The organism is Gimesia sp. (genome assembly GCF_048262075.1).
Taxonomy (GTDB): domain Bacteria; phylum Planctomycetota; class Planctomycetia; order Planctomycetales; family Planctomycetaceae; genus Gimesia.
On sequence record NZ_JBLXFK010000017.1, the window covers coordinates 1 to 26890 of the forward strand.

The 26890-nt window shown below is 50.9% G+C and carries 23 protein-coding genes; 18 read left to right on the top strand and 5 right to left on the bottom strand.

Going from position 1 to position 26890, the window contains the following annotated elements:
- Window positions 1–286: 286 nt before the first annotated feature.
- The 7 genes from ACN0YH_RS24255 (at window position 287) to ACN0YH_RS24285 (ending at window position 6903) form a co-directional block, all read left to right on the top strand.
- Window positions 287–1447 carry a hypothetical protein gene (locus ACN0YH_RS24255; protein ID WP_417382181.1) on the top strand — a complete coding sequence of 387 codons (1161 nt, stop codon included), beginning with the start codon at window positions 287–289 and terminating at the stop codon, window positions 1445–1447.
- A 131-nt stretch (window positions 1448–1578) separates the two neighbouring features.
- The gene (locus ACN0YH_RS24260) at window positions 1579–2130 is read left to right on the top strand and encodes a hypothetical protein (protein ID WP_417382182.1); all 552 of its coding nucleotides are present in this window, start codon (window positions 1579–1581) and stop codon (window positions 2128–2130) included.
- A 257-nt stretch (window positions 2131–2387) separates the two neighbouring features.
- Window positions 2388–3713, top strand: coding sequence for a Gfo/Idh/MocA family protein (locus ACN0YH_RS24265; RefSeq protein WP_417382183.1), 1326 nt, complete (start codon window positions 2388–2390; stop codon window positions 3711–3713).
- Window positions 3714–3821: 108 nt separating this feature from the next.
- Window positions 3822–4139, top strand: a complete 318-nt coding sequence (locus ACN0YH_RS24270; protein ID WP_417382184.1) for a hypothetical protein — start codon at window positions 3822–3824, stop codon at window positions 4137–4139.
- Between the two features lie 64 nt (window positions 4140–4203).
- Window positions 4204–4719 carry a hypothetical protein gene (locus ACN0YH_RS24275; RefSeq protein WP_417382185.1) on the top strand — a complete coding sequence of 172 codons (516 nt, stop codon included), beginning with the start codon at window positions 4204–4206 and terminating at the stop codon, window positions 4717–4719.
- Between the two features lie 189 nt (window positions 4720–4908).
- On the top strand, window positions 4909–5484 hold the full coding sequence (locus ACN0YH_RS24280; protein WP_417382186.1) for an exonuclease domain-containing protein: 576 nt from the start codon (window positions 4909–4911) through the stop codon (window positions 5482–5484).
- Between the two features lie 429 nt (window positions 5485–5913).
- Window positions 5914–6903 carry a DUF1559 domain-containing protein gene (locus ACN0YH_RS24285; RefSeq protein ID WP_417382187.1) on the top strand — a complete coding sequence of 330 codons (990 nt, stop codon included), beginning with the start codon at window positions 5914–5916 and terminating at the stop codon, window positions 6901–6903.
- Window positions 6904–6914: 11 nt separating this feature from the next.
- Here ACN0YH_RS24285 and epmA read toward each other — a convergent pair whose 3' ends face one another.
- The 3 genes from epmA to ACN0YH_RS24300 are packed head-to-tail and all read right to left on the bottom strand — an operon-like array spanning window position 6915 to window position 12255.
- The gene (gene epmA / locus ACN0YH_RS24290; RefSeq protein ID WP_417382188.1) at window positions 6915–7961 is read right to left on the bottom strand and encodes an EF-P lysine aminoacylase EpmA; all 1047 of its coding nucleotides are present in this window, start codon (window positions 7959–7961) and stop codon (window positions 6915–6917) included.
- The gene (locus ACN0YH_RS24295; RefSeq protein ID WP_417382189.1) at window positions 7958–8431 is read right to left on the bottom strand and encodes a DUF1499 domain-containing protein; all 474 of its coding nucleotides are present in this window, start codon (window positions 8429–8431) and stop codon (window positions 7958–7960) included. Before ACN0YH_RS24295 ends, epmA begins: the two co-directional genes overlap by 4 nt.
- A gap of 44 nt (window positions 8432–8475) precedes the next feature.
- Complete coding sequence (locus tag ACN0YH_RS24300) at window positions 8476–12255, bottom strand: hypothetical protein (RefSeq protein ID WP_417382190.1); 3780 nt, start codon at window positions 12253–12255, stop codon at window positions 8476–8478.
- Window positions 12256–12681: 426 nt separating this feature from the next.
- Between ACN0YH_RS24300 and ACN0YH_RS24305 the strand changes: the two genes are divergently transcribed.
- The 6 genes from ACN0YH_RS24305 (at window position 12682) to ACN0YH_RS24330 (ending at window position 19904) form a co-directional block, all read left to right on the top strand.
- Window positions 12682–13821 (top strand): hypothetical protein, encoded by a 1140-nt coding sequence (locus tag ACN0YH_RS24305; RefSeq protein ID WP_417382191.1) that lies wholly within the window; start codon window positions 12682–12684, stop codon window positions 13819–13821.
- A complete protein-coding gene (locus tag ACN0YH_RS24310; RefSeq protein ID WP_417382192.1) occupies window positions 13818–15386 on the top strand; it encodes a hypothetical protein in 1569 nt (522 codons plus the stop codon). The genes ACN0YH_RS24305 and ACN0YH_RS24310 overlap by 4 nt, the downstream gene beginning before the upstream one ends.
- 201 nt (window positions 15387–15587) lie before the next feature.
- The gene (locus tag ACN0YH_RS24315; protein WP_417382193.1) at window positions 15588–16931 is read left to right on the top strand and encodes an MFS transporter; all 1344 of its coding nucleotides are present in this window, start codon (window positions 15588–15590) and stop codon (window positions 16929–16931) included.
- A gap of 86 nt (window positions 16932–17017) precedes the next feature.
- Window positions 17018–17629: a pyridoxamine 5'-phosphate oxidase family protein gene (locus ACN0YH_RS24320; RefSeq protein ID WP_417382194.1), complete on the top strand. Its 612-nt coding sequence runs from the start codon at window positions 17018–17020 to the stop codon at window positions 17627–17629.
- 61 nt (window positions 17630–17690) lie between these two features.
- On the top strand, window positions 17691–18740 hold the full coding sequence (locus ACN0YH_RS24325) for a DUF1559 domain-containing protein (protein ID WP_417382195.1): 1050 nt from the start codon (window positions 17691–17693) through the stop codon (window positions 18738–18740).
- Between the two features lie 114 nt (window positions 18741–18854).
- Window positions 18855–19904, top strand: coding sequence for a DUF1559 domain-containing protein (locus ACN0YH_RS24330; protein ID WP_154930599.1), 1050 nt, complete (start codon window positions 18855–18857; stop codon window positions 19902–19904).
- A gap of 26 nt (window positions 19905–19930) precedes the next feature.
- Here the strand turns inward: ACN0YH_RS24330 and ACN0YH_RS24335 are convergent, their stop codons facing one another.
- The gene (locus ACN0YH_RS24335; protein WP_154930602.1) at window positions 19931–21190 is read right to left on the bottom strand and encodes a hypothetical protein; all 1260 of its coding nucleotides are present in this window, start codon (window positions 21188–21190) and stop codon (window positions 19931–19933) included.
- Between the two features lie 199 nt (window positions 21191–21389).
- Between ACN0YH_RS24335 and ACN0YH_RS24340 the strand changes: the two genes are divergently transcribed.
- From ACN0YH_RS24340 to ACN0YH_RS24360, 5 genes are all read left to right on the top strand, one after another.
- The gene (locus tag ACN0YH_RS24340) at window positions 21390–22052 is read left to right on the top strand and encodes a hypothetical protein (protein ID WP_417382196.1); all 663 of its coding nucleotides are present in this window, start codon (window positions 21390–21392) and stop codon (window positions 22050–22052) included.
- Between the two features lie 151 nt (window positions 22053–22203).
- A complete protein-coding gene (locus tag ACN0YH_RS24345) occupies window positions 22204–22857 on the top strand; it encodes a hypothetical protein (RefSeq protein ID WP_154930605.1) in 654 nt (217 codons plus the stop codon).
- A 262-nt stretch (window positions 22858–23119) separates the two neighbouring features.
- Window positions 23120–24088, top strand: coding sequence for a hypothetical protein (locus ACN0YH_RS24350; protein ID WP_417382197.1), 969 nt, complete (start codon window positions 23120–23122; stop codon window positions 24086–24088).
- Window positions 24088–25122, top strand: coding sequence for an RluA family pseudouridine synthase (locus ACN0YH_RS24355; RefSeq protein ID WP_417382198.1), 1035 nt, complete (start codon window positions 24088–24090; stop codon window positions 25120–25122). The genes ACN0YH_RS24350 and ACN0YH_RS24355 overlap by 1 nt, the downstream gene beginning before the upstream one ends.
- Window positions 25119–25991 (top strand): fumarylacetoacetate hydrolase family protein, encoded by an 873-nt coding sequence (locus ACN0YH_RS24360; RefSeq protein WP_417382199.1) that lies wholly within the window; start codon window positions 25119–25121, stop codon window positions 25989–25991. The genes ACN0YH_RS24355 and ACN0YH_RS24360 overlap by 4 nt, the downstream gene beginning before the upstream one ends.
- On the opposite strand, the gene ACN0YH_RS24365 is transcribed toward ACN0YH_RS24360, so the two are convergent.
- Window positions 25960–26889: a carbohydrate kinase family protein gene (locus ACN0YH_RS24365; RefSeq protein ID WP_417382200.1), complete on the bottom strand. Its 930-nt coding sequence runs from the start codon at window positions 26887–26889 to the stop codon at window positions 25960–25962. The two genes, ACN0YH_RS24360 and ACN0YH_RS24365, sit on opposite strands and share 32 nt — an antisense overlap.
- Window position 26890: the final 1 nt, after the last annotated feature.

Genomic DNA, 26890 nt, shown 5'->3' on the forward strand with positions numbered 1-26890 from the left:
GCTGTTTATCAATAGCAGCCCGATCAACAACCTGTAGGACCAAGCTCTTAAAACTTGACCACCAACCTTTTGCTATATAAAGCCTCACTCAGACAGAAATGTCCGAGTGAGGCTTTTTTACGTACATGGAGAATTTCCTGCAGTAATTAAAAATATACGCTATCTAAGTACTCAGAGTGCTTTCTGGAAAAAGATCTAGACATATGATTCGTCTTCGATACAGTTTGATGATTATCAAATTGGATTTGATGAGAGAGTTACCGAATTCAGGAATCAGGAGGTTTCGATGAAACAGATCTTATTTCCAGTGTTGAATATGATCGTTTTTGTATTGATGATCGGAAATGTCAGGTCGGAAGAGTCTGAATCTACCCCATTCCCTCCATCCGATTTTGTTTCCGTGAAAAATCAGGCAGCGATTAATCTGTTGCAAAAATCGGTTGAAGCACAGGAGAAATATCATGATTCAATCCAGACCTGGACGGGAACCGTAGAATCGCAAGAAACGATACGGATCAACAAGTCATTGATTCATCATCTGAAACAGCTCAAAAATAGTCAGCCTTTCCCTGCTGTTAATGAAAAGGCAACGGATCAGAAAGCGGCAGTGGCTGTTTTCATGAAGCGAAGAAATCGCTATGACTTTAAGTTGAGCAAACCATTAGCAGCGATCTCGACGTTGTATAAACCAACTTCGCCTGTGATGATTCAGAGCGGAGATCAGGAGCAGGTCTGGCAGGAAAATAAACAGAATACAATTCGAACCTTATACCGCGATCAAAGTCTGTATACAAAGACAGAACGGACAAGGGGTGAAATCCAGGAGAGCTTCTTCGCGGCAGAACCGGGTGAAAGATCGTTTGTGCAGTCCATCTTTAGAACTCATGCAGACTGGAACCAAATCTCAAGTCCCGGCAATCCACTGTTTGATCCGCGTGCGATTTACTGGAGTGGAGGTAATAGAATTGATCTGAAAATCAGAGCCCTTATTGGCCAATTGAACGATCCAGGGTATGCCGGTTTGATCGAAGTCGCGCAATCACGTGATGGTCGCTATTTATCGGTTCAAAAGAGATATCGGATCGGTGAAACCGGACAAAATGACCTGAGGATAATTTGTGACTCGCGACTGAAATTTCTTCCTGTCTACCTGACTTATACACTGAAGGGGCAGGTCGTGCTTACTGAAATGACGTGGAAGTATCGGCGGGAAGGAGATTTGTTGGCTCCTGAAAAATACGTAATCATAAAGCAGGACCCGAAGGGCCAGTTGACTGTCCAGAGGTCTTTCACATATGCAAAGTCGCAATACAATGCAATACTCTCAAAGCAGGAGTTCAATCTGACGAGCTTGCAGCCTCAGGATGGTGACTACCTGATTGACCGGGTTGTGAATGAAAAATTTGTATTCCAGAATGGAGAACCAGAACCGGTTTCTCAATTCTAAGACTCGGGAGATCGCTGTTGTCTCGCGTGTTTCTGGGGGCTTCGAAGCAATAAACAGGGCCAGAATTGTTAATCTGTTTCTTAGATCCGAGTTTTTATTTAGAGTCTCAGGCAGAAAAGGATTTTCGTCGCATGATTCCTGAATGGAAAAAACAGAACGCGCTGTATCAGACAATCCAGGTTTGTTTGGTGTTGATTGTCACGCTCTCTGTAATGCTGTTTGCCTCACAGCCAGCGCTGGCTGGTAAGCTTGAGATCACAGTCTCTGCAGATGGCCCTTTCCCGGCGCAAGAATATGGGCCCGGTGAAGGCATCTATGTAGGTGAATTACTGGTTTCCGGAGAAACGTTTCGTAAACTGAATCTCAAAGTTCCGGATCTGGCGGATGTGCGGTCTCTCAGTACTTCGCGTCACGATGACGAATTCAACGTTGGTGTGGGGTTTGTGTTTCCGGGCAAATCCAGTGATCGAAAACTTCAAGTGACTGCCCGGCTCCTGGATGAATGTGGAAACGTACTGCAGAGCCAGTCACACATCTGTGGTGATGCCAGAAACATTCCCGCTAACACCGATTTCGGATTTTCCATGGCACCGGCTCGATATAATTCCGAAGCCTTGCGGTTCAAAGGTTGTGAGCACCTACCCATACATAGAGTGGAAGTATCCCTGGTCAATGTGAAGTAAGCGTGATTCTGTCTGGAGTCAATGCCTGATGGCACTCAACAAGAAGAACAGCCGCCGGATTGCCGTAGACGGAGAAGCCTTCCGCAACAAAGTTTCCGCAACGAGCCCGGACCGCGTCGGTCAACTTTCCTGATTCACTACACGCTCCCTCCCTCTGTCAGTTAAATCCGCTCCTGTTCTGGACATCCTGTCTTTTCTCTGTCATGCTGGAAGGTAGCAAAAATCAGTGATCAGCATGAATCCGGGAGACGATTCCAATGAGCGAGAAGACCGAGCAGCATTCCCCCAACGAAGACAAATCTGTTTCGCGCAGGACCTTTCTCCACCAGGCGGGAACAGCGACTGCGGCGGGGCTGGCTGCCGCGCCTGCGGTCTGGGCTGGTGCTGGAAACAAGGCTGATACACTGCGCGTGGGGCTGATTGGCTGTGGCTCCCGTGGTTCCGGTGCCGCCGTGAATGCCATGCAGGCCGATCCGAATACGCGGCTCGTGGCGCTGGCGGATGTCTTTGCAGACAAACTCAAAGCGAGTGCGGATCGGATTAAAAAAACGATCGGCAACCAGTACGCCGTTGATCCGAGTCAGGAATTCGTCGGCTTCGATGCCTGTGAAAAATTACTAAAGACCGACGTCGATGTGGTGCTGCTGACCACGCCCCCGCACTTTCGCCCCGCCCATCTGAAACAGGCGATCGCAGCCGGCAAACATGTCTTCGCTGAAAAACCGGTGGCCGTAGATGCGCCGGGCGTGCGTTCTGTGATGGAAACCTGCCGCCTGGCGCGACAGAAACGGCTGTCGATCATGTCAGGCCTGATGTTACGTTACAGCAAGGCCATGCAGGAAACGGTCAGCCGCATTCATGACGGTCAACTCGGAAAGATCGTGACCCTGCAGACCAACTACAATATCAATGGCCTCTGGTCACATCCCCGCAAGCCTGAGTGGAGTGACATGGAATGGCAGCTGCGCAACTGGTACTACTTCAGTTGGCTCTCCGGGGGACAACTGGTGGAGCAGCACGTGCATGGGCTCGACCTGATGTCCTGGGTTATGCAGAATGAATATCCCGTTCAATGTTTCGGGCTGGGCGGTCGGCAGTCGCGTACCGATCCACTGTACGGCCACATCTTTGATCATCATGCCATCTGTTATGAATACAGCAGCGGACAACGTTGCTTTGCCTTCTGTCGCCAGCAGGATGGCACCGACATCGATACGTCTCAACTGGTGTTCGGCGAAAAGGGAACCGCCGATTTGAATCGGAATACGCTCAGCGGTGCGGAAACCTGGCGGTACAGCCGGGCCCGCGGTCGCAACAGAAACGGCGCACAGGATCTGCCTTACGTGCAGGAACACGCGGCCCTGTTTAACAGCATTCGAACCGATACGCCCCTCTGCAATGGTGAGTACGCAGCGAAAAGTTCGCTGATGGCCATCATGGGGCGCATGGCCTCATACACGGGAAAAAATGTGACCTGGGACGAAGCCTGGAATTCTAAAGAAGACCTGACGCCCCCGGAATACACGTTCGGCCCGTTGAGCGTTGCCCCCGTGGCCCAGCCCGGCAAGACCCGGTTTTATTAACGGAACGGCCAAATTTCGATTATTTCTCCGTGATGTTTCTTTCTGCTTTCCGCCTGAGTCTCCAGTGAACCGTTTTTTCTCGAAAACCGTTACTGGAGCGGCACATTGATGGTATCCCACTTTTCTAAGACGCGGACCGTGATCTACTGGGGCGTGCTGCTGTACTCGGTTCTGTTTTTGCCCTGTTGTTATTGGCAAATTGCGTCTTACACAGGCGGATGCATGGATGGGAATTTACTCGGCCTCCTCATTTTCTGTTATTTTGCCACGCTCTTCATTTCGGCGGTGGGACTCATTGATACGATCGCGCTGGTTTCCCGCAGTGCCTGGGATCGGATTTCTCCCTCGTTTTTCTTTCGCGCTTTTCCGATCAATTTCGGTCTACTGGTAATCATGTGGTTTTTGATGAAGGTGTGCCTGCTTTGACAGGTAAGCAGATTGAATGCATAGATTGATTGATGAACCATTGCAGCAACAGTAAAGGATACCGATGAAACTTGTCAAAGCGATGCCGACGTTTACGCGGTGGTATCAGACGGGAGCCCACTTGTCTCTGAAGGGCTGTCAGCGTCTGGCAACCATCCCCCGGATGCCTTATCTCGTTTTTCTGATGGCAGCAGTCATCGCAACAACAATTCTACCAATGTTTTTTTCGTTACTGCTGGCAGGGCCTGTGTTCATTATGATCTCCACCCCCATTTGCCTGCCCGTAGTGGCAGGGAACCTGGCGCTGCTGTTCTGGAGCAGGAAACAGACTTTGGTTCGACCCTCGTTATTGTTGCGCTTACTCATCCTGGCGCTGGTGATGGAAGGCTTCTTTCTGATCTTCCGCTATCGAAATCCTCCGCTAAATCCCGGGTATGCATCAACGGAGGCATTGATATTCGTGTGGCTGTATGGTGGTCAGTGTATCTTGCTGCTGATTCTCGAGCCGGGGCTGCGCTGGTGGCAGCGTCGGCGACTGGGAGACAAGACCGAGTCCTTCTTTAGCCATCCTCTGTCTTGAGTTTTTCCTGCAACTGTTGTACGTCCTGTTCCAGTTTGCGGATGCGCTGGTTGTTCTTGAGGTAACAATTCTGTCAGGCTACCCAGACGGTATTGACTGAGCGAACCCTGTCTCGTTATAAAATGTCATAGAAAAAATGAAATGAAAAATCGTTGAGAAGCGATGCAGGACTTCTTTAAGAAAGTAGCTATGAATCAAATTCAGAACCCGTTACAGGACCACCCGTATTATTTAATCATTGATCTGGAAGCGACCTGTTGCGATCAGCGTTCGTTTCCCCGCAATCAGATGGAGATCATTGAGATTGGAGCCGTCATGGTGGCGCGGAAGGGGCTGGCGGTGGTCGATGAATTCCAGACATTCATCCAGCCGGTCAGAAATCCGCAGCTGACGGCATTTTGCAGGGAACTGACATCCATTCGACAGGCAGACGTTGATCAGGCGCCTCAGTTTCCTGCTGCTTTGGAATCGCTGCAGGCCTGGCTCAGGCCCTTTGAAGACTATCTGTTCTGTTCATGGGGCGATTACGATAAATCTCAGTTTGTACAAGACTGCCATTACCATCGACGGGCCTACCCGTTTCCTGATGCTCATCTCAATCTCAAAAAACAGTTTTCCATCACACAGGGTTACAAAAAGCGATTTGGCATGGCGGGTGCTTTGCAGAAAGCAGGAATCCCACTGCAGGGCACCCATCATCGCGGTATCGACGATGCCCGGAACATGGCGCAGTTGATGCCCTGGATTGTCGGTGGTAGATCATAGCGGCAGGTCATAAATGTGGTTTTTTAGAAAAAACTCTATTAATAAATACACAAATGACGTAAGAAACAGGATCATGCTAAACGCTGTGATTCCGTCGCGATTGCCAGCAAGAACGCTGTAGTGATGGCGGCTCCTTCTCCGTTAGAGAGGGGACGAAACCTGGATTCAAAAGCTACAGCGATCCCAATTCAGTTGAAAACAGTTTGAAGTTCAGGCATTGTTTGCGTTTAGGCGAATCCTGGCATATAATATCTGTTCACAGGTTCTGGACAAAACTACCGGTAGAATAGCCGATTCTTAATTGACTTCCACTCTCTCAGTAGAGAAAATATAAGTAGATTCAGGGCCTTTCGTTAACAAACACAAAAACCGATCCCGTCATCAATGCATCAGGCTGGGGTAGCGACATTCACATTCAGGGAGTTATCGATGCGCAACTTCGTACCAGATTCCAAGCACTCATCCCGTCGTGGATTTACTCTGATTGAGCTCCTGGTGGTGATGGCGATTATCGCGCTGCTGGCGGCTATGCTGCTGCCTGCCATTCAGCGGGCACGGGAAAGTGCCCGGCGGACTCAGTGTATCAATAACCTGAAACAGATCAGTCTGGCCGCGCATAACTATGCCAACTCGTTTCGTAGTTTCCCTTCTGGCTGGCTTGAAGCGTTACCTCTGGATGAAGATGGTGAACCAACGGATGGTCCACAAAATGCGAATGTACCTTTCAGCGAAGATGTCATGATTCCCGTCTATGGCAACAGCGGTGCGAACCAGTTCCGACTGGTGGAATGGGAGCTCTCTCCCTGGTGGGGCTGGCAGTCTTTGATTCTGGGGGAAATGAATCAGGCAAACGTTAATGTCAACTACGATTCCTGGAAGTTCTCAGACGATAGCAAAAATGCCAGTATGGTTAATATTGAAAGTTATGTCTGCCCGTCTGCAGCACTGCCTTCCAATCGTCCCCGTAATCTGGGTTATTCGAACTATCGTGGTGTAGGGGGATACCTGGAAGGGTTCTCAATTCTGGCTCCTTACAGTGCCAATTTCAAGGGGGGCGTGTTAGGTAAGAATAGCGGGACCAAGTTCCGGGATATATCAGACGGTGAATCCAATACCCTGCTGTTTGGTGAATCGACCTTCGGTTTCTGGGCAGACAGTCACAGTTCCATGGCAGGTTGTGTAACCAGTTCCAACGGAACTTCTTACTTTAATGGTCGGAACTTTGATGGGGCACCATATCAGGTAGACGGACAGTCGGGCAATCCCTACCACATGACCTTCGGTTCCTGGCATGATGATGTGATCCACTTTGCCCTCGCCGATGGTTCGGCGAAGTCCATGGCAAAAAATATTGATGCGAATCTGTTCCGTCAGTTGTGCGTGCGGAATGACGGCGAACGCATGAATGCAGAATGGTAATCGCTTTCGCGTCAGGCACGTTCCACGGGGAAGGCAATCACTTCCTGAAGAGTCTGCTTCCCTAAAGCGAGCATCATCAATCGATCCAGGCCCAGCGCCGTACCTGCACACGCAGGTAAACCTGCTTCCATCGCCTGCAGGAGATAGCTTTCTGCAGGCAGCGCGGGGCGATTGTCCTGTTTTCGGCTGGCCGACTGTTGTCTGATCCGCGTGCGCAGTTCTTCCGCGTCCGTCAGTTCATGGTAGCCGTTACAAATCTCAATACCATGCAGATAGAGCTCAAATCGCTCCGCAACCCCTTCTGGTCCGAGATCGTTCCCTTGTCGGATACAGGCCAGAGCTGCTTGCCGGGCAGGGTAATCGTAGAGAAAGATGGCCCCTTTCTCGCGCAACGCCGGTTCGATCAGTTCCACCAGCAGCAGGTTCTGCCAGCTCAGACAGTCGTTGACGTCAAAGTCAGCGGGAACCGGAACCTGACGCTCACGGGCGACCTGCTGAAACTGCTTTGCCGTCGAATGTAATGCAGACAAACCGCCAAATTGTAAAAAAGCGGCTTCGTAACTGAAACGTTCAAAAGGAATCTCTGGTAACGACAGGCGCGCCGACTGGTCGGAAAGGGAACCAGCCAGTTCGTATATCTGACGAACCAGCGCTTCAACAAAGCTCATCTGGTCGTGATGCGTTTCTCCCAGCCGATACCATTCGAGCATTGCGAATTCGGGGTTATGCATAGAGCCCCGTTCTGCCTGTCGGAACGCGTGTGTGATCTGATAAATCTGATCCGCGCCGGCCGTCAGTAACCGCTTCATTGCGAATTCCGGCGAGGTCTGCAGGTAGCGAGTTTCCCCGGCAGTAGCATCCCCCTCAGTCGCGTGCCATTCCGTCACAAACGGATCGATATAGGCGTCGACTACGGTATCGCGGGAGAGCAGGGGAGTTTCGACTTCCCAGTATCCCCGAGATTCAAAAAAGGTACGGATTTCGCGCAGCAGCTGACTGCGATGCTGCAGCGTTTCAATGCTTGCCGTGGGCAGATAGTGGGAGTCAGACTGATTCATTTGTCAGAAGTTGAATGATCTTCGCGGGAAAATAATGTGCGAATGGTTTCGATTCGTTTCCGGTTCACACCCAGATCCGAATGGCCGATACGGGATGCGGAGCGGACCTGGATCACATTCTGACGGGAATCAAACAGAAACTCAACGTCGTCCACAAAACCGAAGACAGAGGAGCGAAATTCGGCCCGCAGATAATCACCATCCTGGGCTACAATCTGACATCCGGGTAATTGTTTGAGCACATCCAGCAGATGCTGGCGGGCCTCAGCAGTCGTATCCGTAAATTGCAGCGGGGCAATCTGATGCAGTTCGCTCTGGTCCTGCGAACAGACACAGTTAGGAGAATCAGGGCAGGGAGCAAGCTTGCCGTCGAGGATACCCGGCTGTGTCGCGGGTTGAGACAGCCAGTTGACGCCCCGAATCAGGAGATAAGCGGCTAACAAAAAAGAGACGCACCAGAAAATCAACATGTTTCTAATACGTCTCCTGTTGGATTGATCAGGCGGATTTGAGTTTATGGGTCTTGATCCAATTCCGAATCGGAAGCCGGTAACTGCCCCGGCTCGTCTGGTTGTAATTTGCGTTCTGGTTTTTTAAACAGATCTTCTTTGAGAGATTGTAACTGTTCCTCCTCGGCTGACAACTGTTCCCACTGCTCTGAGAGTGTATCAACCTCGTCATTCAAGGCATCCAGAGGAAATTTCTCTTGTTTCGGCAGGTTCGCTGCCGGGGCCGTCTGTTCTGTTGCTTCGGGTTGCTCTGACTCATCAGGAAGTTTACATGAGAGTAAACCACGTGCTTCATTCCAGCCTCGCAGGAACTGGGCTGTAGAAGCAATCGTAACAGCCAGCGCCGCCCACTTGAAGATGCCCAGGCTGTTGGAACCCCAGAAAGCTTCTCCGAAGATGATCAAAGAGAACAGGATACAAAGCCCGCTTAATATCCCTTTAAAGACTAAATCAGTCTTCTGGTGTTTCAGCGAATGCCGGGCGATGGCCATGCGGGCAGAATAGTTGGCGACATCCCGGAAGGAATTCATGGCGTTGCGGACGGCATCTTTATCCTGTCGATGAGCGGGGGCCTGATTGAGGGTTGCCAGCTTTTCTTCCATGGAAATGCTGGAATTCAATAAGCCTGTTGCTGATGCATTGTCTGGATGCGGTTGTGAAGTTGAGCCGGCCTGCTTTGCCGGGTTTTGGCTGGTATTGCCAGTCTTTGCTGCATTCGAAGATCCCGATTTACCACGAGAGCGTGCCAGCAACTGTTCCATATAGGATGCGATGGATTTGGAATCTTCTGCTTCATCCAGATCGCTCTGAGTCGGTGAAATTTCCGGTTGAGACTGCTGTTCAGTGATGGATGAATCTGATTCGCACTCGGTGGGGGGATCCACTGCAACTGTGTCGTTCTTATCTTTGAACAGATCCAGCAGGCTGGTTGTTTTTAATGGAATCGCCGGTTCGGATTCGAGTACAGATTCAAGTTCGGATTCGGCATAGTCATTAATGAATGACTGCAGCAGAGACCCCGTGGCCTGAGGTTCCGGTTCTGTATCGGCGGAGAAGCTGTCTTCCTGCTCGCTTGTTTCGTGTGGTGTCTGCAGCTCTGGAGAATGACCAGGCTCGGAAAGACTGTCAGGCGAGGTCAAACCGACTTCGGCAAGCAGGCTCTCCTTTTCGGCGAGTTGCTGCTCACGAATCTCTAAAATTCGTTCCCGGTCATCCAGTTCTCCCCGGTCCTTTTCAAATTGAATCTGATTGGATTTCAGGTGTTCCCTCTGGCGTGCGATTTCTTCACGATCAATGTTGAGCTGGTCATGATCCAGTGCCAGTTTTTCTTTTTCAAGTGCCAGCTCTTCCAGAGTGGTCTGCTCAGCAGCGGTTTGCTCAACCGTGTCTTCTGGCTGTTGCGTAAGCAGCTCTTCTTCCCGGTTTGATAATTGTACTTCCCGTTGTTTCAATTCTGACTGTAACTCTGCGAGTTCGGTTCGTAGCTGTTCTAATTCTTCCTGTTGCCGTTGCAGTTCCGCCTGCTCGACAGCAATGGATTCGTTATCCTCTTTAGACGATTCATTTTGAGCCGTCTGTGTCTGCAGTTCTGCCTGAAGCTCGGCGACATCCTGTTCCCTGGTTGTCAGCGCTGCTTCACGTTCCTTAAATTCCTGCTCGCGTGCTGCGACTTCTTCCTGCTGCCGTTCACAGGCGGCACGTTCCTGCTCAAGTTCTGACTTTTGTTTTGAGAAATCGGTACGCTCTGTTTCCAGTTGCTCGCGCGCCTGTTCAAAATCTGCCAGAGATTCCTGGAACGCTGCCTGCTCGTGGTCCCACTCCTGTTTCTGTTCCGCAAGCGTGTCCTGTAATGATTTCAGTTCGTCCTGTTGTTTTGAGAACTGGATTTCCCGCTCTGCTAAGGACTGCTGTTCTTCCTGCAGTTTCTCCTGTTGATCCTGCAATTCTGACTGATCTGTTTTCAACTGTTCCTGATCAGCAGCCAGCTGGGTCTGGTCACTTTCAAGCTGTTCCCGTTCCTGGTTCTGTTTCTTGAGTAACTCCTCCTGGGATGCATTTGCGGAGTTCAGGCTGTCTGTTGAAATGCTGAGTTCGGTCTGTTTTGATTCCAGCTGTGTTTCCTGTTCAGCCAGCAGTTGTTCCCGTTTTTCCAGATCCTGCTTTTGAAGGTCAAGTTCAGCCTGAAACTGTTCCAGATTAGCCTGTTGTTCATTCAGCTGCAGTCGAGATGATTCCAGTTCATTCTGTTCCTGTTCCAGATCCTGACGTGCGTTATCCCATTCGGTTTGGGCTTTCTCGAAGAGATATTTCTGTTCATCAAGCTGGGTGGTCTGCTGATTCAGTTCTTCACGTTCGTCTTGCAGTTTCTGCTGTTCTGTTTCCAGGTCGGTGCTGCGAGAAGTCAGTTCGGACTCTAACTGATCCAGGCGTTCCTGTTGTTCTGAAATGCTGTTCTGTCGCTCGGAAATCTCTGCTTCCAGTTCTGTCAGAGCCTGGTTCTTCTGCTCTATTTCCGCCTGGAGTGTCTGGGTTTCTGCCTGTTGTTCGGTCAGTGATTTTTGCTGGCTCTGGAGTTCAGTCTGCTGATCTTCCAACTGCTGCTGAGTTTCTGACAGTTGCTCCAGATCGTGCTGGAGCTGTTGTTGCTGTTGTTCCAGTTCTGTCTGCTGTTCGCGTTGAGCCGCCAGCGTCTGTTGCTCGGATTCGAGAGACTGTTGCTGGTTTTTCAACTCCTGGTCCAGAGTCTGCAGCCTCTGCTGCTCTGTCTCCAGACTGAGTTCCTGTTCTAAGAGTCGATTCCGTTCTTCCAGTAACTGGTGTTCGAGTTCGATACAGGCCTGTTCAACCTGTTTTGTAGACTGGCTCTGTTGTTCCTGCTGCTGGAACGCTGCTTCCAGATGTGCCTGCTCCGTTTCCAGATCTGCCTGGGAAGTACACAGTGCTGTTTCCAGGTCCAGCCAGGCATGGGTCAGCAGTTGTGATTCTTCAGTCAGTGCGCTCTGTTTTGATAAGAGTTCATTTTCAAAGCGGGCCAGTTGCTGGTGCCTCTGGGCTACCTGTTCCTGGCGTGAAAGCAGTTGTTCCTGCTCCTGTGTGATCTCTCCTTTGAGCAGGTCAAGCTGTTGCAGTTTTTGATCCAGTTCCAGAATGGACTCGTCGAAAGACCGTGATGAGGCATCAAATTGAGGCTGCGGCGGATTCTGCGCTGTCTGCTCTCTCTCTTTTAACAGCTGCTGTTGCAGTTGTGCCAGTTCGGCTTCCTGCAGCTGCATCTCCTTCTGCAACTCCAGCTGTTCTGTTTCAATCTGTTTGATCAGTTTCTGTCGTTCCTGGAGTGCGCTCTGAAAGCGAGCAATTTCCTGCAGTTCTGTAGGGATTTCAATCTGTTCGTCGGTGGTGGAACTGGATGCGGGCTGCTGTTCTGGAGTTTTTTCAAAAGCAGCGACCTGTTCAACAGACTCCACCAGGTATTCAATCGGGCCGATAAAAAATTTCGTTCCAGTCGTCAGTCTGAGCTGGCGCACAGGTCGGTCATTAGACCAGATGCGGGGATCGATGGCCTTCAGAATCACATCAAATTGATCCACGATAATCCGGCAATGTTCTTCGGCAATGCCGGGGACCTGGATCTGGATCGGGCAGGTAGAAGCCGAGCCCACGATGTAGTCCCCTGCGGTCAAATTGAGCGGAGGCAGGGGATGCGTCAAAGGCTGCAGCGAAACCTGGAGAGAGGACTCGCCGGTGTTCTGAATGGTTTCAGCATGCGGGGATGATGTTGTTAACATCCTGATACTCCAAAAAATCGCGTAAATAGATTTTTGAATTGAGGTGGACAGCGTCCGTACTGACCAAAAATAAGTGAGATCAATATTGATGATTCAAAAAAGAAACAGAGTTTTTCTACTGGCATATACCTTGGAAAACCGGGTCAGTCAAACTTTGAGTTCTGTCCGGGAGGAGGGATTACTCTGAAATAGAAGTGTCGGGTAACTGGACACGAAAATAGTGATTGTAGCGGTCTCAATTATGTTGTGATTTTTGAAAAATGGATGAAATTAAGACAATATTACTCATCTATTGTCTCTGCACTGGAGACACCTGTGACAACCGCAGCCGGGATGCCTATAATAGGGTGAGTCAATTTCCATTCTCAAATCAGGGTAAATTCGCTTCGGGCAATGCCTTACATTATGTAAAACGGTATCGTTTTTATGGCTGACTGGCTGAAAATTCCTTCGAAAAACAAACGTCGCGAGGAGGATATTCCCGAGCCATACGAAATCGTTTGTGTCTGTGGGGTCAGCCTGTCAGGGTATCGGCGTAAAGGCCCTTATCGACACGCCTGTCAGCAATGCACTGAAGCATATTTCATCCTCCCGCGGAACACCTATCCTGCCCCCAAAGCCCGCAAAAAAAAGAAGCAGCTTCCCAAACAGCAACAGCTTTCCGATTTCATATTGAATTCTGCATTCGTGACTCGGTTTCGAGAGCGGCTGAAAGAGAAGCAGGAGACGCGGAAACCTGCGGACAAACAAACGGCGGCAGAGACAAAACCGGAAATCTCTCCGTTTGAACTACCTGCGCCCCGTACCCGTTTGATTACCCCTTTCCGGGGAATTCTGGCGGGAATCATGCTGATTGTGGGGCTGACTGGATATGGCATTCTACAGAGCCGCAAGATGGAGCAGGCCAGTGAAACGCTCAAAGCGGCCACTCAGACCGGGAATGAAATGCTGGAACAAGAAGATCTGATCGCTGCCAACGACGCTTACCAGGAAGCATTCCAGGCGTTAGCTGTTCTGGACCGTGATGATCCTGCTGCCAATGAAATCCGCCAGACATCACGCGAACTGCTGGCAATGAATACTCAGGCGGTTTCACCTCTGTTTGAAATGGCCGAAGAAGCTGTCGTGCAAATCAAACAGTCGGGATTCGACAGCTGGAAAACTCTGTTTGACGTGCGTTATGCAGATACCTGGATGATCTTTGAAGCGACGCTTCAGCCCGTGGAGACGCAAGAGGAAACAGAGCATTCCCGGTATCGACTGAACCTGCCCGTGCTGCTGGATGAATACACTCTGTATCTGGAACTGGCTTCACCCACGTTTGAAAAATATCTGGAAACATACCAGGGGCAACCCGTCATTTTTGCGGCTCAAATTGCCGGCTTTCAGCAGGATGCCAGTCGTCCCGATACCGGCATTATCGAGCTGAATGGCCAAACCGCTTTTCTCTGGTCGCATCTGAACCTATACAAACTGCTGGGCATCGAGTTCGATGAGTTTCAAAATCGCGAGCAGATCGAAAAAATCCTGAATCAACAAACCCGCTATCTGGGGCTGACAGAATGAGGAAAACAGAAAAGTACCTGCGCTGCTTAATCCTGTTGCTGGCTCTGCTTGGCGTTCAGGCCACTTCCCGGGCCGCGGACCGCAGCATTCAGTATTTTGTCAGCCAGCGCGAAAAATGGGATAAGCTGATTGGAGTTCCGCAGACACTGGAAGGACGAATCTCCACCTTCAATTCACTTTCCCTCCGATTTCGTAACTGCCCGATCCCCTTTTATTATGCCGGCAAGATTCCTAAGCTGGATAACTCCGTCCAAAATGTAGAAGTCACGGGACAACTGGCACGGGAAAATGGTCGCATCCTGTTTAAGATTACCAGCCTGGAAAAAATGCCGGATGACCTGGAGTATTTCGTCACCGAAGAATCCAAAATCGATCTGACCAATCCCCGTGAATGGTATGCCCTGGGAGACTGGGCCAGTAATCGGGGTGAATTTTATAACGATGACGAACTGAAAAAAAAGGCAGAGGAGGCTTACCGCAAGGGAATCAAAGCGGATTACAGCCATCTCATCGTCAAGCAACCGGAAACCCTGCTCAAACTCGCCGACCGTGTGCGGGAATACAAGCTGTCCTCGCAACTCGCGCGGACACTGCAGCATGAGGCGCTGATGCTTGAATGGGAGCAGTTACAGAAACAGACCAAAGCGGATGAGAAACCCTTGCTCAGTCAGTTGCTGAAATTCTTCCCGACTGCGAAAACGCCTCAAGACAAAGATAATCCTCTGGAACGCCAACAGTATCTGAAAAATCAGAACGAAGTATTTCAGAAGTCGGACGAGGCAAAACAAAATCGCTTAATACGCTGGTTTTATGCTGAGATCGTACGCGACAGCATTTTGAAGAACCTGGAAAAAGGGGGGAGCAACGGTTTTGAAATTGCAGCTCGCATCGCCAAGGAACTTCCCGAACGGACCGATCTGGTTCAGAAATATCAGGGTATGCAGCTCGAGTTCGATTTTAATCGCGTCGACGAATTACCACGTCAGTATGTGCTTGATCTGTCACAGGAATTTCAAAGGCGGGGAAAAAAAGACAAGGCTCAGCAGACGCTGGTGAACTGGATTGAATCCCGCCGTAAAAAGCTGGACCCGAACGATGCAGACGGTCGTGTGCGGCTGGCCCGCGATCTGATGGAACTGACCGACGATAAAGAGGCCGCATCCAAGGTGCTGTTGCGCGCCTGGGAGTTAAATCCCAAATCGACAGAAGCCTCCCTCCTGCTGGGAAGACTGGGTTTCATGTTGCAGAAAGATCAGTGGCTCAATCCGGAAGAAGTCAAAGAGTTTCGGGATGACCCCATTCGCAGAGCGATTCGAAACGGGACTGTGGTGGCAGGGATGAATCGGAATCAGGTCAAAAAAGTACTGGGGGCACCCACCCAGATCGGCCGCAGTATCTCGGGGGGGAAAATGAACGAACTCTGGATTTACGGGGAAGCCAGCAGTCAGTCACTGGTGATTCAACTCTCGCGCAAACGCCGTTCTGATGAATTGACGGTCGTCCGCATCAAAAATGCACAGATGTCCGCAACCCCACTGCCGGAAGCAGTGGATACGGTTGAATAGCGGTCGGTACGAGCATCGAAGTTCTGACACTGAAATGAAATTCAGTTCATATTCAGCAGTTTGAATCAATCAACATTGTCAGAATTCCTGTCAGCCACTATGGTTTAGCTCGATTTCATCTTGAGTGATCATACTCAAATCAGTGAGTAGCTTCCCCGGGCGCTGCTCCAGCTTTTTTGCCCTTTGCAAGGATTGTAAGCGGTGTCTGAACCGGAATTGAAGACGGAAGAGTTACCTCCCCTGTATCAGGATTCTTCATTCTGGGGTATGACGGTCACTCAGTTCTGGGGGGCCTTCAACGACAATTTGTATAAGCAACTGGTGTTATTGTTTTGTGCGCAGCAGGCGTTGCAGACACAAACTGATGATCAGCAAGGCACAGCGCTTGCCGTATTTGCTCTGCCGTTCGTGTTCTTCTCCGGACTGGGGGGCTGGTATGCGGACCGTCATACCAAGCGGACGATTGTCATTGCCTGTAAAATCGCAGAAATCATTATTGCTATGCTGGCGATGGCCGCTTTTTTCTCAGGATCTTTATTGCCGCTGCTGATTGTACTGGGATTACTCAGCACGCAAAGCGCGATGTTCGGCCCCGCGAAGTATGGGATTCTCCCCGAAATGCTTCGCGACGATGACCTGCCTCAGGCCAACGGCATTATTCAGATGACGACTTTCATTGCCATTATTTTCGGAATGGCGTCGGCGGGATTCGTCAAACAGGCATTTCCCGATCAGCTCTGGAAGACCAGTTATTTCTGCATCGGCATTGCCGTGATCGGGACCATCGCGTCTCTGTGGGTTCGTCGAACTCCCGTGGCCCATCCCGGGCTGCCTTTCAGTCGCTCGACGCTGGGCATCGATGCCGAAACCCGCGGGCTGCTGCGAGACGATCGTCGGCTGTTATCGGTACTCCTGATTTCTTCCGTGTTCTGGTTCGTGGGAGGCATTGTTCAGCCGCTGGTGAACATTTTTGGTATTGGTCAACTGCACATCAACGAAAGCCGTACGAGCCTGATGGCCGCCTGCATGGGCGTGGGGATTTCAATCGGCTGTATTATCGCAGGCCGTGCGTCGCGGAAGCGTGTGAACTTCAAGCTGGTGACAATCGGTGCCTGGGGACTGGTATTCTGCCTGGCGGCGATGGCAGGCTTTGGCTGGTGGGCAACTCCGGAAACAGGCAAAGCTCTGCAGCAGACCGAGGGGTCTCTCTGGGCATCGTTTATCCCGCTCAGTACGACCGAGTGGCTGGCGCGGGGAGTGCTCACGTTACTGGGGTTCTTCGCTGGTCTGTTTGTCGTCCCGCTACAGGTAGAACTGCAGACACGCCCCCCCAAATCGCTGAAAGGGCGGATGATTGGTGCGATGAATCTGATTAACTGGATTGGCATCGTACTCTCCGCGTTGTTTTTTGGCATCTTTACCTGGGGCTTCAGTGCCCTCAACTGGCCGATGAGTAATGTCTTTCTGTTCCTGGCAGCAGTCATCCTGCCTATCGCTATCCTCTATCATCCGAAAGATGAGATATTATCTCACGATCGCCCCTGAAGTTTTCAAACTTTCGCTTGACCGTTCGTCTGCATGGTTCAGAATTAAGAGAGAGCGACTCTTACTGTTTTTAAGACTGGACTGTGATGACGAGAGAATTTGAGTTTAACCCCGCTAATGTCAACACAATCCTTTCTCAAACCTGGCGGTATCTGCAGGCTGCCGTGGAAACGGAAACTCATCCCTGGCGACTGGGAACCCTGGCAACGGTCTCTGAGGAGCGGCCCCGCGCCCGCACTGTAGTGTTGCGAAACTTTCTGCCGGAACAACGCGAGCTGATCTGCTATACCGATCTACGATCCGATAAGATCAGTGAACTCAAACAGACTCCCTGGATGGAATGGGTGGCCTACGATTCCATTACCCGCGTACAGATTCGTCTGCGTGGGTCAGCGACTGTTCATGCCAACGATGACGTCTCAGCAGTACATTGGGAGAACAGTAGTCCCGAACATCGCCGCGGCTATATTACGGTCGCTGCTCCGGGTATCAGAACTGAGGCCCCCGAACCAAATCTGCCCGACTATCTGTTTGACCGTCTGCCTAATGATGAAGAAGCGCAATTGGGCTATCAGAACTTTGCGGTTATTGTCTGCCGCATTGAGCATCTCGACTGGCTGCAACTCCGCAGAAACGGTCATCTGGCAGCTCAGTTCCTCTGGACTGACAAGTGGGAAGGCCACTGGAAATTTGCCTGAGAGTCTGCTCAAATAGAAGTTCTGTTTTGAGTGTATCGATTCTCTTTCAGGAAAATTTCTCATGTCCTGGCAACGCTGGATATCAATCGGCCTGGTTCTGGGGCTGTTACTGCTGGCGTTCGGCTTGATTATGCCGGCTGTCTTCCAGGCCCGTGAACAGGCACGCCGCAATTCTGCCAAAAATAATTTGAAACAGATTGGTCTGGCGATTTTCAATTATCACGACACTCATCACTGCCTGCCGCCCGGTGGAACCATCCGCGAGGACGACGCCGCGATGCAGGGGTGGATCGCGATGCTTATGCCATTTCTCGATGCGAGCCCGTATTACAGCTGGCTGGATTTTAACGAGTCCTGGCAGAGTACTGCGAACCGGTATGTATTCGATCAGCGGTTATCCGCTGTTTTAGTACCCGGCGTCGAACAGCAATATACTGATTCCGGTTTTGGGCTGACGCAGATCATGGGAAATCCGAATCTGCTGCATCGCAATAGTGACGTGACGTTCGAGGAAATGACAAACGGTACGTCGTTTACCTGGCTCGCTGGGGAAGTGACCGGTGATTTTCAACCCTGGAGTTACCCGTTCAACTGGCGACCGTTGGGCACAAAGCTCTGCCAGGGACCAGCCAGCTATGGTCGCCCCGATTGGGGAGGCGGACATCTGCTGTTTGCCGGCGGGAGTGTCAAATTTTTCACGGATGCGACATCATCTCGAATGCTGCAGCGCTACGACGCGGCACCCCCCGTCGCGACAAAAACTGAGACAGACATACCGAACAAAGTTTTTCAGTCAGGCGATTATCACTGGGACCGCATTGATCTGCAGTACGATCCTCAATGGAAGTATCAATATTTTGTGTCCGTCTTAAGTGGCTCTGCTAAAACATTGTTCAAGATCAACGTGTATCGACAGATTTTATTGACCGAGGAAGAGCAGCAGCATCCAAAACTCTATCTGAAAGGTCCGCAGTTTCTGCTGGAAATCGATTCTACTACAGACATCGCGACTGCATTGCAGGCGACAACCCTCGCCCATGCGACATCCGCGGAACAACTGGAAGCGAATGTGAAAACGCTGCAGGCACTGCAAAAACAGTTGCAGAAATAAGCTCAGCCCGACAGGGGGATTGTTTCTCTCTTCATTCAGGCACTATGATGGTTATTGAGAGAAGTGTGAAAACTTCAATGGTCCCCGAGTGTCGAAACGAGAGGATCTGAAAACATGACCAGACAACGTTGGTTGGAACTGGGAGTTGTTGCCGGCATCATAATACTGTTACTTGCCCTGCTGCTGCCGGCGGTGCATCGCGCTCGCGAAGAGGCTCGCAGGTCGTCATCAAAGAACAACCTGAAGCAGATCGGCCTGGCGTTGCACAATTATCATGAAACGCATCAATGCTTCCCCCCCGGAGGAACTATCCGAGAGGATGGTTTAGCCATGCATGGCTGGATGATCATGATTATGCCCTTTCTTGATGCCAGTCCTTATTACAATATGGTTGATTTTTCTCTACCCTGGAGCAGTCCGGAGAATTTTCCAGTCTGCGAACAGCCGATACCCGTTTATCAGATTCCCGAAACGCATATGGGGCGGACCAGCGCTGGTCATGGTGTGACTTTTTATCTGGGAAATCCGAATCTGCTGCATCGCAACAGTTCAATGAAACTCAAGCAGATCAGAGAAGGGATCACGCATCACTGGCTGGCTGGTGAAGTCGCTGGAAAATATCAGCCGTGGGCTTATCCGTTCAACTGGCGACCGCTGGGAACAAAGCTCTGTGATGGACCGGACAGCTACGGCCACTCCTCCTGGGACGGCGCCCACATCCTGATGGCTGATGGCAGCGTGACTTATTTATCAGATCAGACCTCGCCCAAGATGCTTAAGCAGATGGCTGAGGTACCTCCCGTCGCAACTCGCGTACAGGCCGATATTCCTGACCGCACGTTTAAAATCGGTACTTACTACTGGCAAAGCATTAACCTGGATTCTAATCCCGAGGGAATCAGTCAATATATTGTCAAAGTGCTGCGAAACCCGTCCGGGAGGTCTTTGTCGATGAATGTCTGCTTTAAGGTTATCGTAAGACCCGGAGAAACTCCTGAATATAAGGGAAAGGGAGCAGTGTTTGAGTTTTTGGCACACATCAGCCCGGAGACAGACATCGCCTCCTTGCTCAAATCCACCATACTCGTGGAAGAGACAACCCCACAGCAGATGGAAGCAAATGTGAAACTACTGCAAAGCCTGCAGAAACAGTTGGCACAATAAAGCAGAAGCGGGAGTTCAACCTTCAATCACCATTGCGGGATTACCTTGCAGACCATTAACACGATGGCTTCATCAGGGCTCGAATCGAGCAGTTGCGTCAGTCCTCCTCGGACAATGACTTTGTAGCCGGGTTTGAGGACTTCGACTTCCTGACTGGTGGGCCACAGGAAACCGCAAATGATTTCATGGTTCTGGGAATTCTTAAAGTAGACTGACCAGCCCCCTTCTTCTTTGACTGCTTTTTCGATGACACCTTCAATCTGCAGTTCATTCTTTGGTTCCGCATAGAGATCGGCGAGTGTCAGATCTTTCTTGCGGGGTTTATCCAGATTTCGATAACGGTAGATGAACTGCCGCGGGTTGGATCGATAGGCTTCCACCAGACGATCAGGGGTAAAATGAGGAACATTGCCATACATCTTGGTTGGTTCCAGATCCCCGTCAGGCCACTGGGGCGCGACGAGCATGATCTCATTTAATTCGGGGATCTGATTCTCGGAACGGTCCGTGACATAGTCTCCCAGTACTTTGATTTCCTGTCCCGGTTTGAGATGAGCAAAATCATTTGTAAATTCTGACCAGAGGACAGCGGATGGTTTCTGGTCCGTTCCTAATTCGATGCGACTGTTTTCCAGGTCGAGTTTTTTGACAGTCCCTGACAGATAGATCGACTCTCCTTCGTACTTTTCATCTGTCTGTTGCGCGTCAGTCGACAATGTTTTTGCTAGTTGTTCTGCAGGAATCCATTCCGGTTTTACATCACCTGTCACTTCAATGAACCGGCACTCTTCTAATTCGGGGCCGATCGAAAAGTTTTCCGGGAAGCGTCCCTGGACTATCACTTCCTGACCGATGGTGGCGTTGGCCCAGGGATTGCGGTCCAGTTCGTGCATGTCCAGCTTGACCCGCCCTGATTTTGATCCAGTAGAGAGACCGTCTAAAAACATCAGGCCAGATCCGGAAAGCGTGCGGTGGAACGAATTCACCTTGCCTGTCAGACGCAGCAGTTTGCCAGCATATTTTTTCGTGGTTGCAGGTTTGTCACTCTCGTATTCCCGGGCCAGGGTGGTAGCTGCGAGTGTAAAATCAGGCTCTGCTGCGGATGGTTCAGTGGTAACCTCGTCTGATTCTGTTTGAGAGTCGTCAGACTCCGGGCTTGTTTTGCTTTCTGACTGAGCCACCCCGTCACCTGGGGGATTCGCGTCATTTTCAGAACTGCAACCAGCCAGGCTAACCAGTGCAGTAAATAGCAGGCAAGAGTACAACTTACGGTAGAAAAACAGCATCAGTGAATCCTCTGATATCAAGTCCTGGTACAGAGCAAGAATACAGGTCAGGAATCACAGTCTTTCAGATTCCTGAACAGACAAGTTGGCATAGTGTATCTTATGATTCTATACAATGTTCAAATGTTTTGTATAGTGGTGGGGAGTCTTGAAGATAATCTAACCACAGTTCGCTCCCTTGAAGTGACAGAAAGTGATCATGGAAGAATCAGATTCGACAGATTCTCATCGGACTCCCGGCGAACAGTGGAGCCAGGCAGGTTCCACTTCCTTGAAACGGACTAAACTGGGATTGAGCTTTGTCTACTTCGGAATAGGACTCGTGGTTTTATCCGCTTTCGGAATAGTCTATTTCATGTTTGCCACAGAAGTGAGGATCACCATCATCAAGATTCTCCAACTGGGAAATCTGGTTGGATACATGTTGCTTTTTATTGGTCCCGTTATTTGTCTGAGCGTACCTGACGAATCGAAGGGCAAAGGCCTGCTGTTTGCGGCTGCACTCTGTCTGAGCACTAATCTGGTTTATTCAGGTACGGAACTCTTAGACCCTGGGTACCTGACGGAGTCCATGATTACATTCTTGAAGCTGGCTGGCGATGTGGGGTTGGTCCTGTTCATTCTGTTTATGAAAAAGCTGGCGATTTATATCAATCATTCAAATCTGATATCAAAGGTAACGCTGCTTTTGTATCTGACAGTTCTGATTCTGGGGGGGGAATGGTTGTTTTCCGTTCTGGAATACTTTTATTTCACGTCTCCTTTTAATCCACTTATCAGCTTGACGGGAATCATGTTCGTGCTGGCGATGTATACCTACGTGGTGGGACTCTTAAAAGAAGCTTTAACGCCCTCGTCTTAAGCGAGGGCTTCAATGTTTTAATTTAGCTCCTGGCAACCTTGCTAATAGAGAGGGAGTGGATTACCAACCGGTTCAGCGTCTGCTAAGATGTTCTCCTGTCAAATTGGAAAGGTCAGTTGAATTGAGTGAAGTCAGAGATCTGGAAACCATAATGAGAGAATCAGAGGGAGCATCAAATTCAGAGTCGACCTCCGGTGAGCAATGGTTTCGGGATGCCTCGGGGGCGCCAAAGCAGATCAGGCGGGGACTCAATCTGGTGATTTATGGCGGTGTACTCGTCTTTCTCGCGGCGGTCGGTGTGCTGTATTTTCTATTTGGTACAGAGTTACAGTCCCTGTTAATGAACGTCCTGCCTGTAATGGCGTTCTCGGGAAATTTGATCATCTTTGCCGGCACCATTTTATGTCTGTCGATACCGGAACAGGCTGGAGCCCGTAGATTACTGATCGGGGCTGCCATCGGCTTTAGTGCCAAAGTGATTTTTTCTGGCACTATTTTTTTTGATACCGAAGTGCTCGACCTGCCTGTGGCGCTGTTTCTGAAGCTGGCCGGGAATGTTGGTTTCATTCTGTTTGCCCTGGCTCTGCGGAAATTCCTGCTCTATCTCAATCGCCCGGATCAGATGTGGAAAGTGTATTGCCTGCTGGGATCGACGGTGCTGTTTCTAATGGGATCCTGGTGCCTGGAACTGGTGGTGGATCTGGGACTGGTGGAAATCAGATTAATTACCATTTACTCAGTGATGCTGGTGGGATTCTTCCTGTATCCCTGCTTCACATTCGGCCTGAAGAAGATACTACGGTAAATCTGGACACACGCGGGTGAGATTCTTCCGGAGCACTCCTGTTGAGACTGAAAGAGTCTGGCGATCACATTTTTCGCTGAATTGGCCTGGATTCTGGCTCCGGGAATCGAAAATCTGAATTTCTTTACACTGAAACCGGCCAGAGTCGGGGGATCAGCTTGACGCATAAATTCAGGGGCAATATACTCGCGCGATGGACTTGTTTATCTCGTTGTGAGAGAATGAGTTTCGGACTGTTTCATATTTTCTGCGAGAGACTCTGATGAAGAGCGAACATAGACACGAACTGCAAACCAATGACCTGGGCAAACTGGTACATCAGGCAGAACCATATCTCGAAACCTATGGCGTCAAAGCCCTGGTGATCGGCGGGGTCTTACTGGTGCTGGTGATCGGTTATTCTGCCTGGAAAACCAGCCAGACCTCGCAGGAAGCGGAAGCCTGGACCCGACTGGCTGCCGCCAATTCGACCGAAGATTTCGAAAATGTCTATGATGAATTTCCTGGCACGAACGTCGCTGACTGGGCGCTGATCCATGCTGCCGAAAGTCACCTGCAGTCGGGAGTGCGAAATTCCTTTACCGATCGTAGTGCCGGTACTCGTGATTTGAATGATGCCAAAGAACAGTTCCAGAAACTGCTCGACTCCTCTTCCACCAGACCCGAAATTCGGGAACGGGCTCTGTTTGGCCTGGCACGGACCGAAGAGTCGATGTCGAATGGCGACCTGAAAAATGCCACCGAACTTTACAAAAAACTGATTCAGGAATTTCCCGATTCCATCTTCCGGAAACTGGCCGAACAACGTGTGAAACCAGTGGATGGTGAAAAAGTCGCTGCCCTCGACGAGGAAGGCACGAAGAACTTTTACAAATGGTTCCACGAACAGTCACCCAAACCCGGTGATCGTCAGCAACCTGGATTCAATATGCCTCTACCAGGGATGACTCCCGGCGGTGCAGGTGGAGCTGCTAAAGAAGATCTGCCCGGACTTCCGGACCTGCCAGGTCTCCCAAGTCTTCCCGGGCTGCCTGAGCCTTTGACGAACTCACCGCAGACCGACGACAAAAAAACGGACACACCGAAACCAGAGGCTCCTGTGAAGGAAGCACCTGTCAAAGCAGAACCCAAGTCTGCAGACAAGCCGGCAACTCCCGAAGAGCCCGCCAAGAAAACCGAAGCACCTGCTGAAAAGCCGAGCCCGGAACCAGCGACCGAAAAGAAACCATAATGTCCGACGAACTTTCGTCACCGCCACCAGAACTCTCCAGCGAGCCCATTGAAATTACGGTCGAGGCTCGCGCTCATGGCTGGCGCATCGATCACTATCTGTGTCGCTTGTATCCGAATTACACCCGCGTTCTGTTTCAGACAGCGATTAAGCAGGAGGCCGTGCTGGTCAATGGCCTGCCTGTCAAAGCAGCCCGCCGTATGCGTGTGAATGATCGCGTATCAGTTCGTCTGCCCGAATTGCCTGACAACCGACTGCCTCCCGAAGACATTCCCATCGATATCGTCTACGAAGACGACTGGATTGCTGTCATCAACAAACCTTCGGATATGATCGTGCATCCGGGCAAGGGAAATTACGCGGGGACTCTCGCTGGCGCGTTGCAGCATCACTTCGATAAATTGAGCGATGTCGCTGGACAGTATCGGCCGGGCATCGTCCATCGGCTCGACCGGAATACGAGTGGGATCATGGTTGTCGCCAAGGATAACCAGGTGCACGCGAAACTGAGCGCCCAGTTTGAAAAACGCGAAGTGCAGAAAGAGTACCGGGCTATCGTCTGGGGCCGCATGGAGTTTGATACCGATTTCATCGATACCTTCATGTGTGTGCACCCGCGGGCGCGGGAGAAAATGATTGTCTGCGATGAAGGGGGTAATGCCCGGAACGCGTTTACTTACTACGAAGTCATTGAACGCTACCAGGCCTTCACCTATGTTTGCCTTAAGCCACGCACAGGACGGACGCATCAGTTACGCGTGCACATGCAGCATCTCGGTCATTCGATTGTCGCGGATCGCGTTTATGGCGGGCACAAGTCTTTGAAAATGAAAAGCCTCGGTAGTCAGGCGGAAGCAGATGCGGCAGAGCGGGAGACTGATGTTTTGATCGAACGTCAGGCCCTTCATGCGTATTGTTTGGAATTTTTCCATCCGCAGAGTGGAAAACCGATGAAATTTGAGGCACCATTACCTGAAGATATGCAAAACACACTCGCCGCGTTAGACCAGTACCAGAAGGAAGTACGAAGATGAAACTCGCTAAAGTTTTATTGTCAAACGGAGAACGACATGTCGCTATCGTGGAAGCGAATGGAGTTCAACTTCTGGATCTGTCACAGGTGGAAAACTGTCATCGACTGACTGATATTCTGCACGCCCCCGATCCGATCGGGCTGGCGAAGTTTCTGATTGATACCGAACTGCCTCCCGTTCCTTTCAACCAACTCGAGTTTCTGGCGCCCATCGATCATCAGGAAGTCTGGGCGGCAGGAGTCACTTACAAACGCAGCCAGGTGGCGCGGATGGAAGAATCGGAAGCAGCGGCCTCACATTATGATCAGGTCTATACCGCAGATCGGCCCGAGCTGTTTTTCAAAGCGACTCCCAATCGGGTCTGTGGGCCAAACCAGCCTGTCAGAGTTCGATTTGATAGTGACTGGTCAGTGCCTGAGCCAGAGCTGGCGCTGGTTGTCTCTCCTGATTTACGTCTGGTCGGTTACACGGTCGGTAATGACATGTCGGCCCGTGATATTGAAGGGGAAAACCCGCTCTATCTGCCTCAGGCGAAATTTTACAAACAGTGCTGTGGTCTCGGACCCTGTGTCCTGCTGCATGAACAGCCTCTGGATCGGGAAGCGACTCAGATCGCTCTGACAATCGAACGCGGTGGTGAAGAGGTCTTCCGCGGTGATACGTCCATCGCAGAGATGGCACGCGGACTGGAAGACCTGATCGGCTGGCTGGGGAAAGAGAATGACTTCCCCAGTGGTGTGATTTTATTAACGGGAACTGGAATTGTGCCCCCCGATGAATTCACACTGGAAGATCGCGATATCGTCTCGATCGAGATCAGTGGGATCGGAACGCTCATTAATCCAGTCGTGAAAGACGCAGCTCCTTAGTCTGCAGTACCGCCTTGATTTCAGCCAGCGTCGGTAAAGCCTCCCGATTGCCCAGACGCTCACATTTCAGAGCCGCTGTCACGCAGGCAAATTTCAAAGTCTGTTCCACAGGCCAGCCTTCCAGAATTCCATACAGCAGCGCGCCGGAAAAGAGATCTCCTGCACCAGTCGTGTCCAGCGAGAGAACAGGCAGCGCCTCACAATGCAGATGGACGGACTCTGTAAACAGCCAGGCACCGTTGACGCCATCGGTGATTGTGACCAGCTCTGGTCCCTGTTGCAGTAAGGCTGGTCCTGCAGCCAGGATGTCATCGGTATTGAGGTATTCAGAAATAAAACGTCGCGGGCAGTTCATTACATTGAGGTAAGGGATTAACACGTCCATTCCCGGTTTCAGTGAACCTGCATCTAAACTGACGATTGCTCCCGCCTGTTGCGCGATCTGGGCGGCGTGCAGGCAGGTCTCCTGGGGCCAGCCATCCAGGTGAACCACACGCGCCTGTGTCAGTATCGATTCATCGAGATCAGCCGGCTGCAGCCAGCGTTCAGGGCGGTAACAGGCGATCGTACGCGTGCTGGCACTCTCATCAATCCAGACCTGCGCATAGCCGGAACGGGTGCCCGGCAACTGATGGCTGCCTGACAGATCCAGATGTTCCCCGGCTAGTTCTTCTGCGATCAGCGGGCCATACTGGTCGTCGCCCCAACTTCCGATAAAGGCACACTGTTTTCCCAGGCGACTCAATAGTACCTGGGCGGTGGGGACCGGGCCGCCGATCTGATAGGCGTCACTGATGATATTGGTTTTGGCATCCTGGACTGGATGATGCGACAGCAGTACCAGATGGTCTACCACGACAGTTCCCAGGCCGACGACATCGTATTTCATTTCAGACATT

Bases quoted from the DNA above. Each gene is read 5' to 3' on its own strand.
- ACN0YH_RS24345 (WP_154930605.1), top strand. From the start codon at position 22,204: ATGAGAGAATCAGAGGGAGCATCAAATTCAGAGTCGACCTCCGGTGAG.
- epmA (WP_417382188.1), bottom strand. From the start codon at position 7,961: ATGAATCAGTCTGACTCCCACTATCTGCCCACGGCAAGCATTGAAACG.
- ACN0YH_RS24275 (WP_417382185.1), top strand. From the start codon at position 4,204: ATGAAACTTGTCAAAGCGATGCCGACGTTTACGCGGTGGTATCAGACG.
- ACN0YH_RS24325 (WP_417382195.1), top strand. From the start codon at position 17,691: ATGTCCTGGCAACGCTGGATATCAATCGGCCTGGTTCTGGGGCTGTTA.
- ACN0YH_RS24355 (WP_417382198.1), top strand. From the start codon at position 24,088: ATGTCCGACGAACTTTCGTCACCGCCACCAGAACTCTCCAGCGAGCCC.
- ACN0YH_RS24280 (WP_417382186.1), top strand. From the start codon at position 4,909: ATGAATCAAATTCAGAACCCGTTACAGGACCACCCGTATTATTTAATC.
- ACN0YH_RS24305 (WP_417382191.1), top strand. From the start codon at position 12,682: ATGGCTGACTGGCTGAAAATTCCTTCGAAAAACAAACGTCGCGAGGAG.
- ACN0YH_RS24335 (WP_154930602.1), bottom strand. From the start codon at position 21,190: ATGCTGTTTTTCTACCGTAAGTTGTACTCTTGCCTGCTATTTACTGCA.
- ACN0YH_RS24295 (WP_417382189.1), bottom strand. From the start codon at position 8,431: ATGTTGATTTTCTGGTGCGTCTCTTTTTTGTTAGCCGCTTATCTCCTG.
- ACN0YH_RS24320 (WP_417382194.1), top strand. From the start codon at position 17,018: ATGACGAGAGAATTTGAGTTTAACCCCGCTAATGTCAACACAATCCTT.
- ACN0YH_RS24365 (WP_417382200.1), bottom strand. From the start codon at position 26,889: ATGTCTGAAATGAAATACGATGTCGTCGGCCTGGGAACTGTCGTGGTA.
- ACN0YH_RS24270 (WP_417382184.1), top strand. From the start codon at position 3,822: ATGGTATCCCACTTTTCTAAGACGCGGACCGTGATCTACTGGGGCGTG.
- ACN0YH_RS24260 (WP_417382182.1), top strand. From the start codon at position 1,579: ATGATTCCTGAATGGAAAAAACAGAACGCGCTGTATCAGACAATCCAG.
- ACN0YH_RS24265 (WP_417382183.1), top strand. From the start codon at position 2,388: ATGAGCGAGAAGACCGAGCAGCATTCCCCCAACGAAGACAAATCTGTT.
- ACN0YH_RS24360 (WP_417382199.1), top strand. From the start codon at position 25,119: ATGAAACTCGCTAAAGTTTTATTGTCAAACGGAGAACGACATGTCGCT.
- ACN0YH_RS24300 (WP_417382190.1), bottom strand. From the start codon at position 12,255: ATGTTAACAACATCATCCCCGCATGCTGAAACCATTCAGAACACCGGC.
- ACN0YH_RS24340 (WP_417382196.1), top strand. From the start codon at position 21,390: ATGGAAGAATCAGATTCGACAGATTCTCATCGGACTCCCGGCGAACAG.
- ACN0YH_RS24285 (WP_417382187.1), top strand. From the start codon at position 5,914: ATGCGCAACTTCGTACCAGATTCCAAGCACTCATCCCGTCGTGGATTT.
- ACN0YH_RS24350 (WP_417382197.1), top strand. From the start codon at position 23,120: ATGAAGAGCGAACATAGACACGAACTGCAAACCAATGACCTGGGCAAA.
- ACN0YH_RS24255 (WP_417382181.1), top strand. From the start codon at position 287: ATGAAACAGATCTTATTTCCAGTGTTGAATATGATCGTTTTTGTATTG.
- ACN0YH_RS24330 (WP_154930599.1), top strand. From the start codon at position 18,855: ATGACCAGACAACGTTGGTTGGAACTGGGAGTTGTTGCCGGCATCATA.
- ACN0YH_RS24310 (WP_417382192.1), top strand. From the start codon at position 13,818: ATGAGGAAAACAGAAAAGTACCTGCGCTGCTTAATCCTGTTGCTGGCT.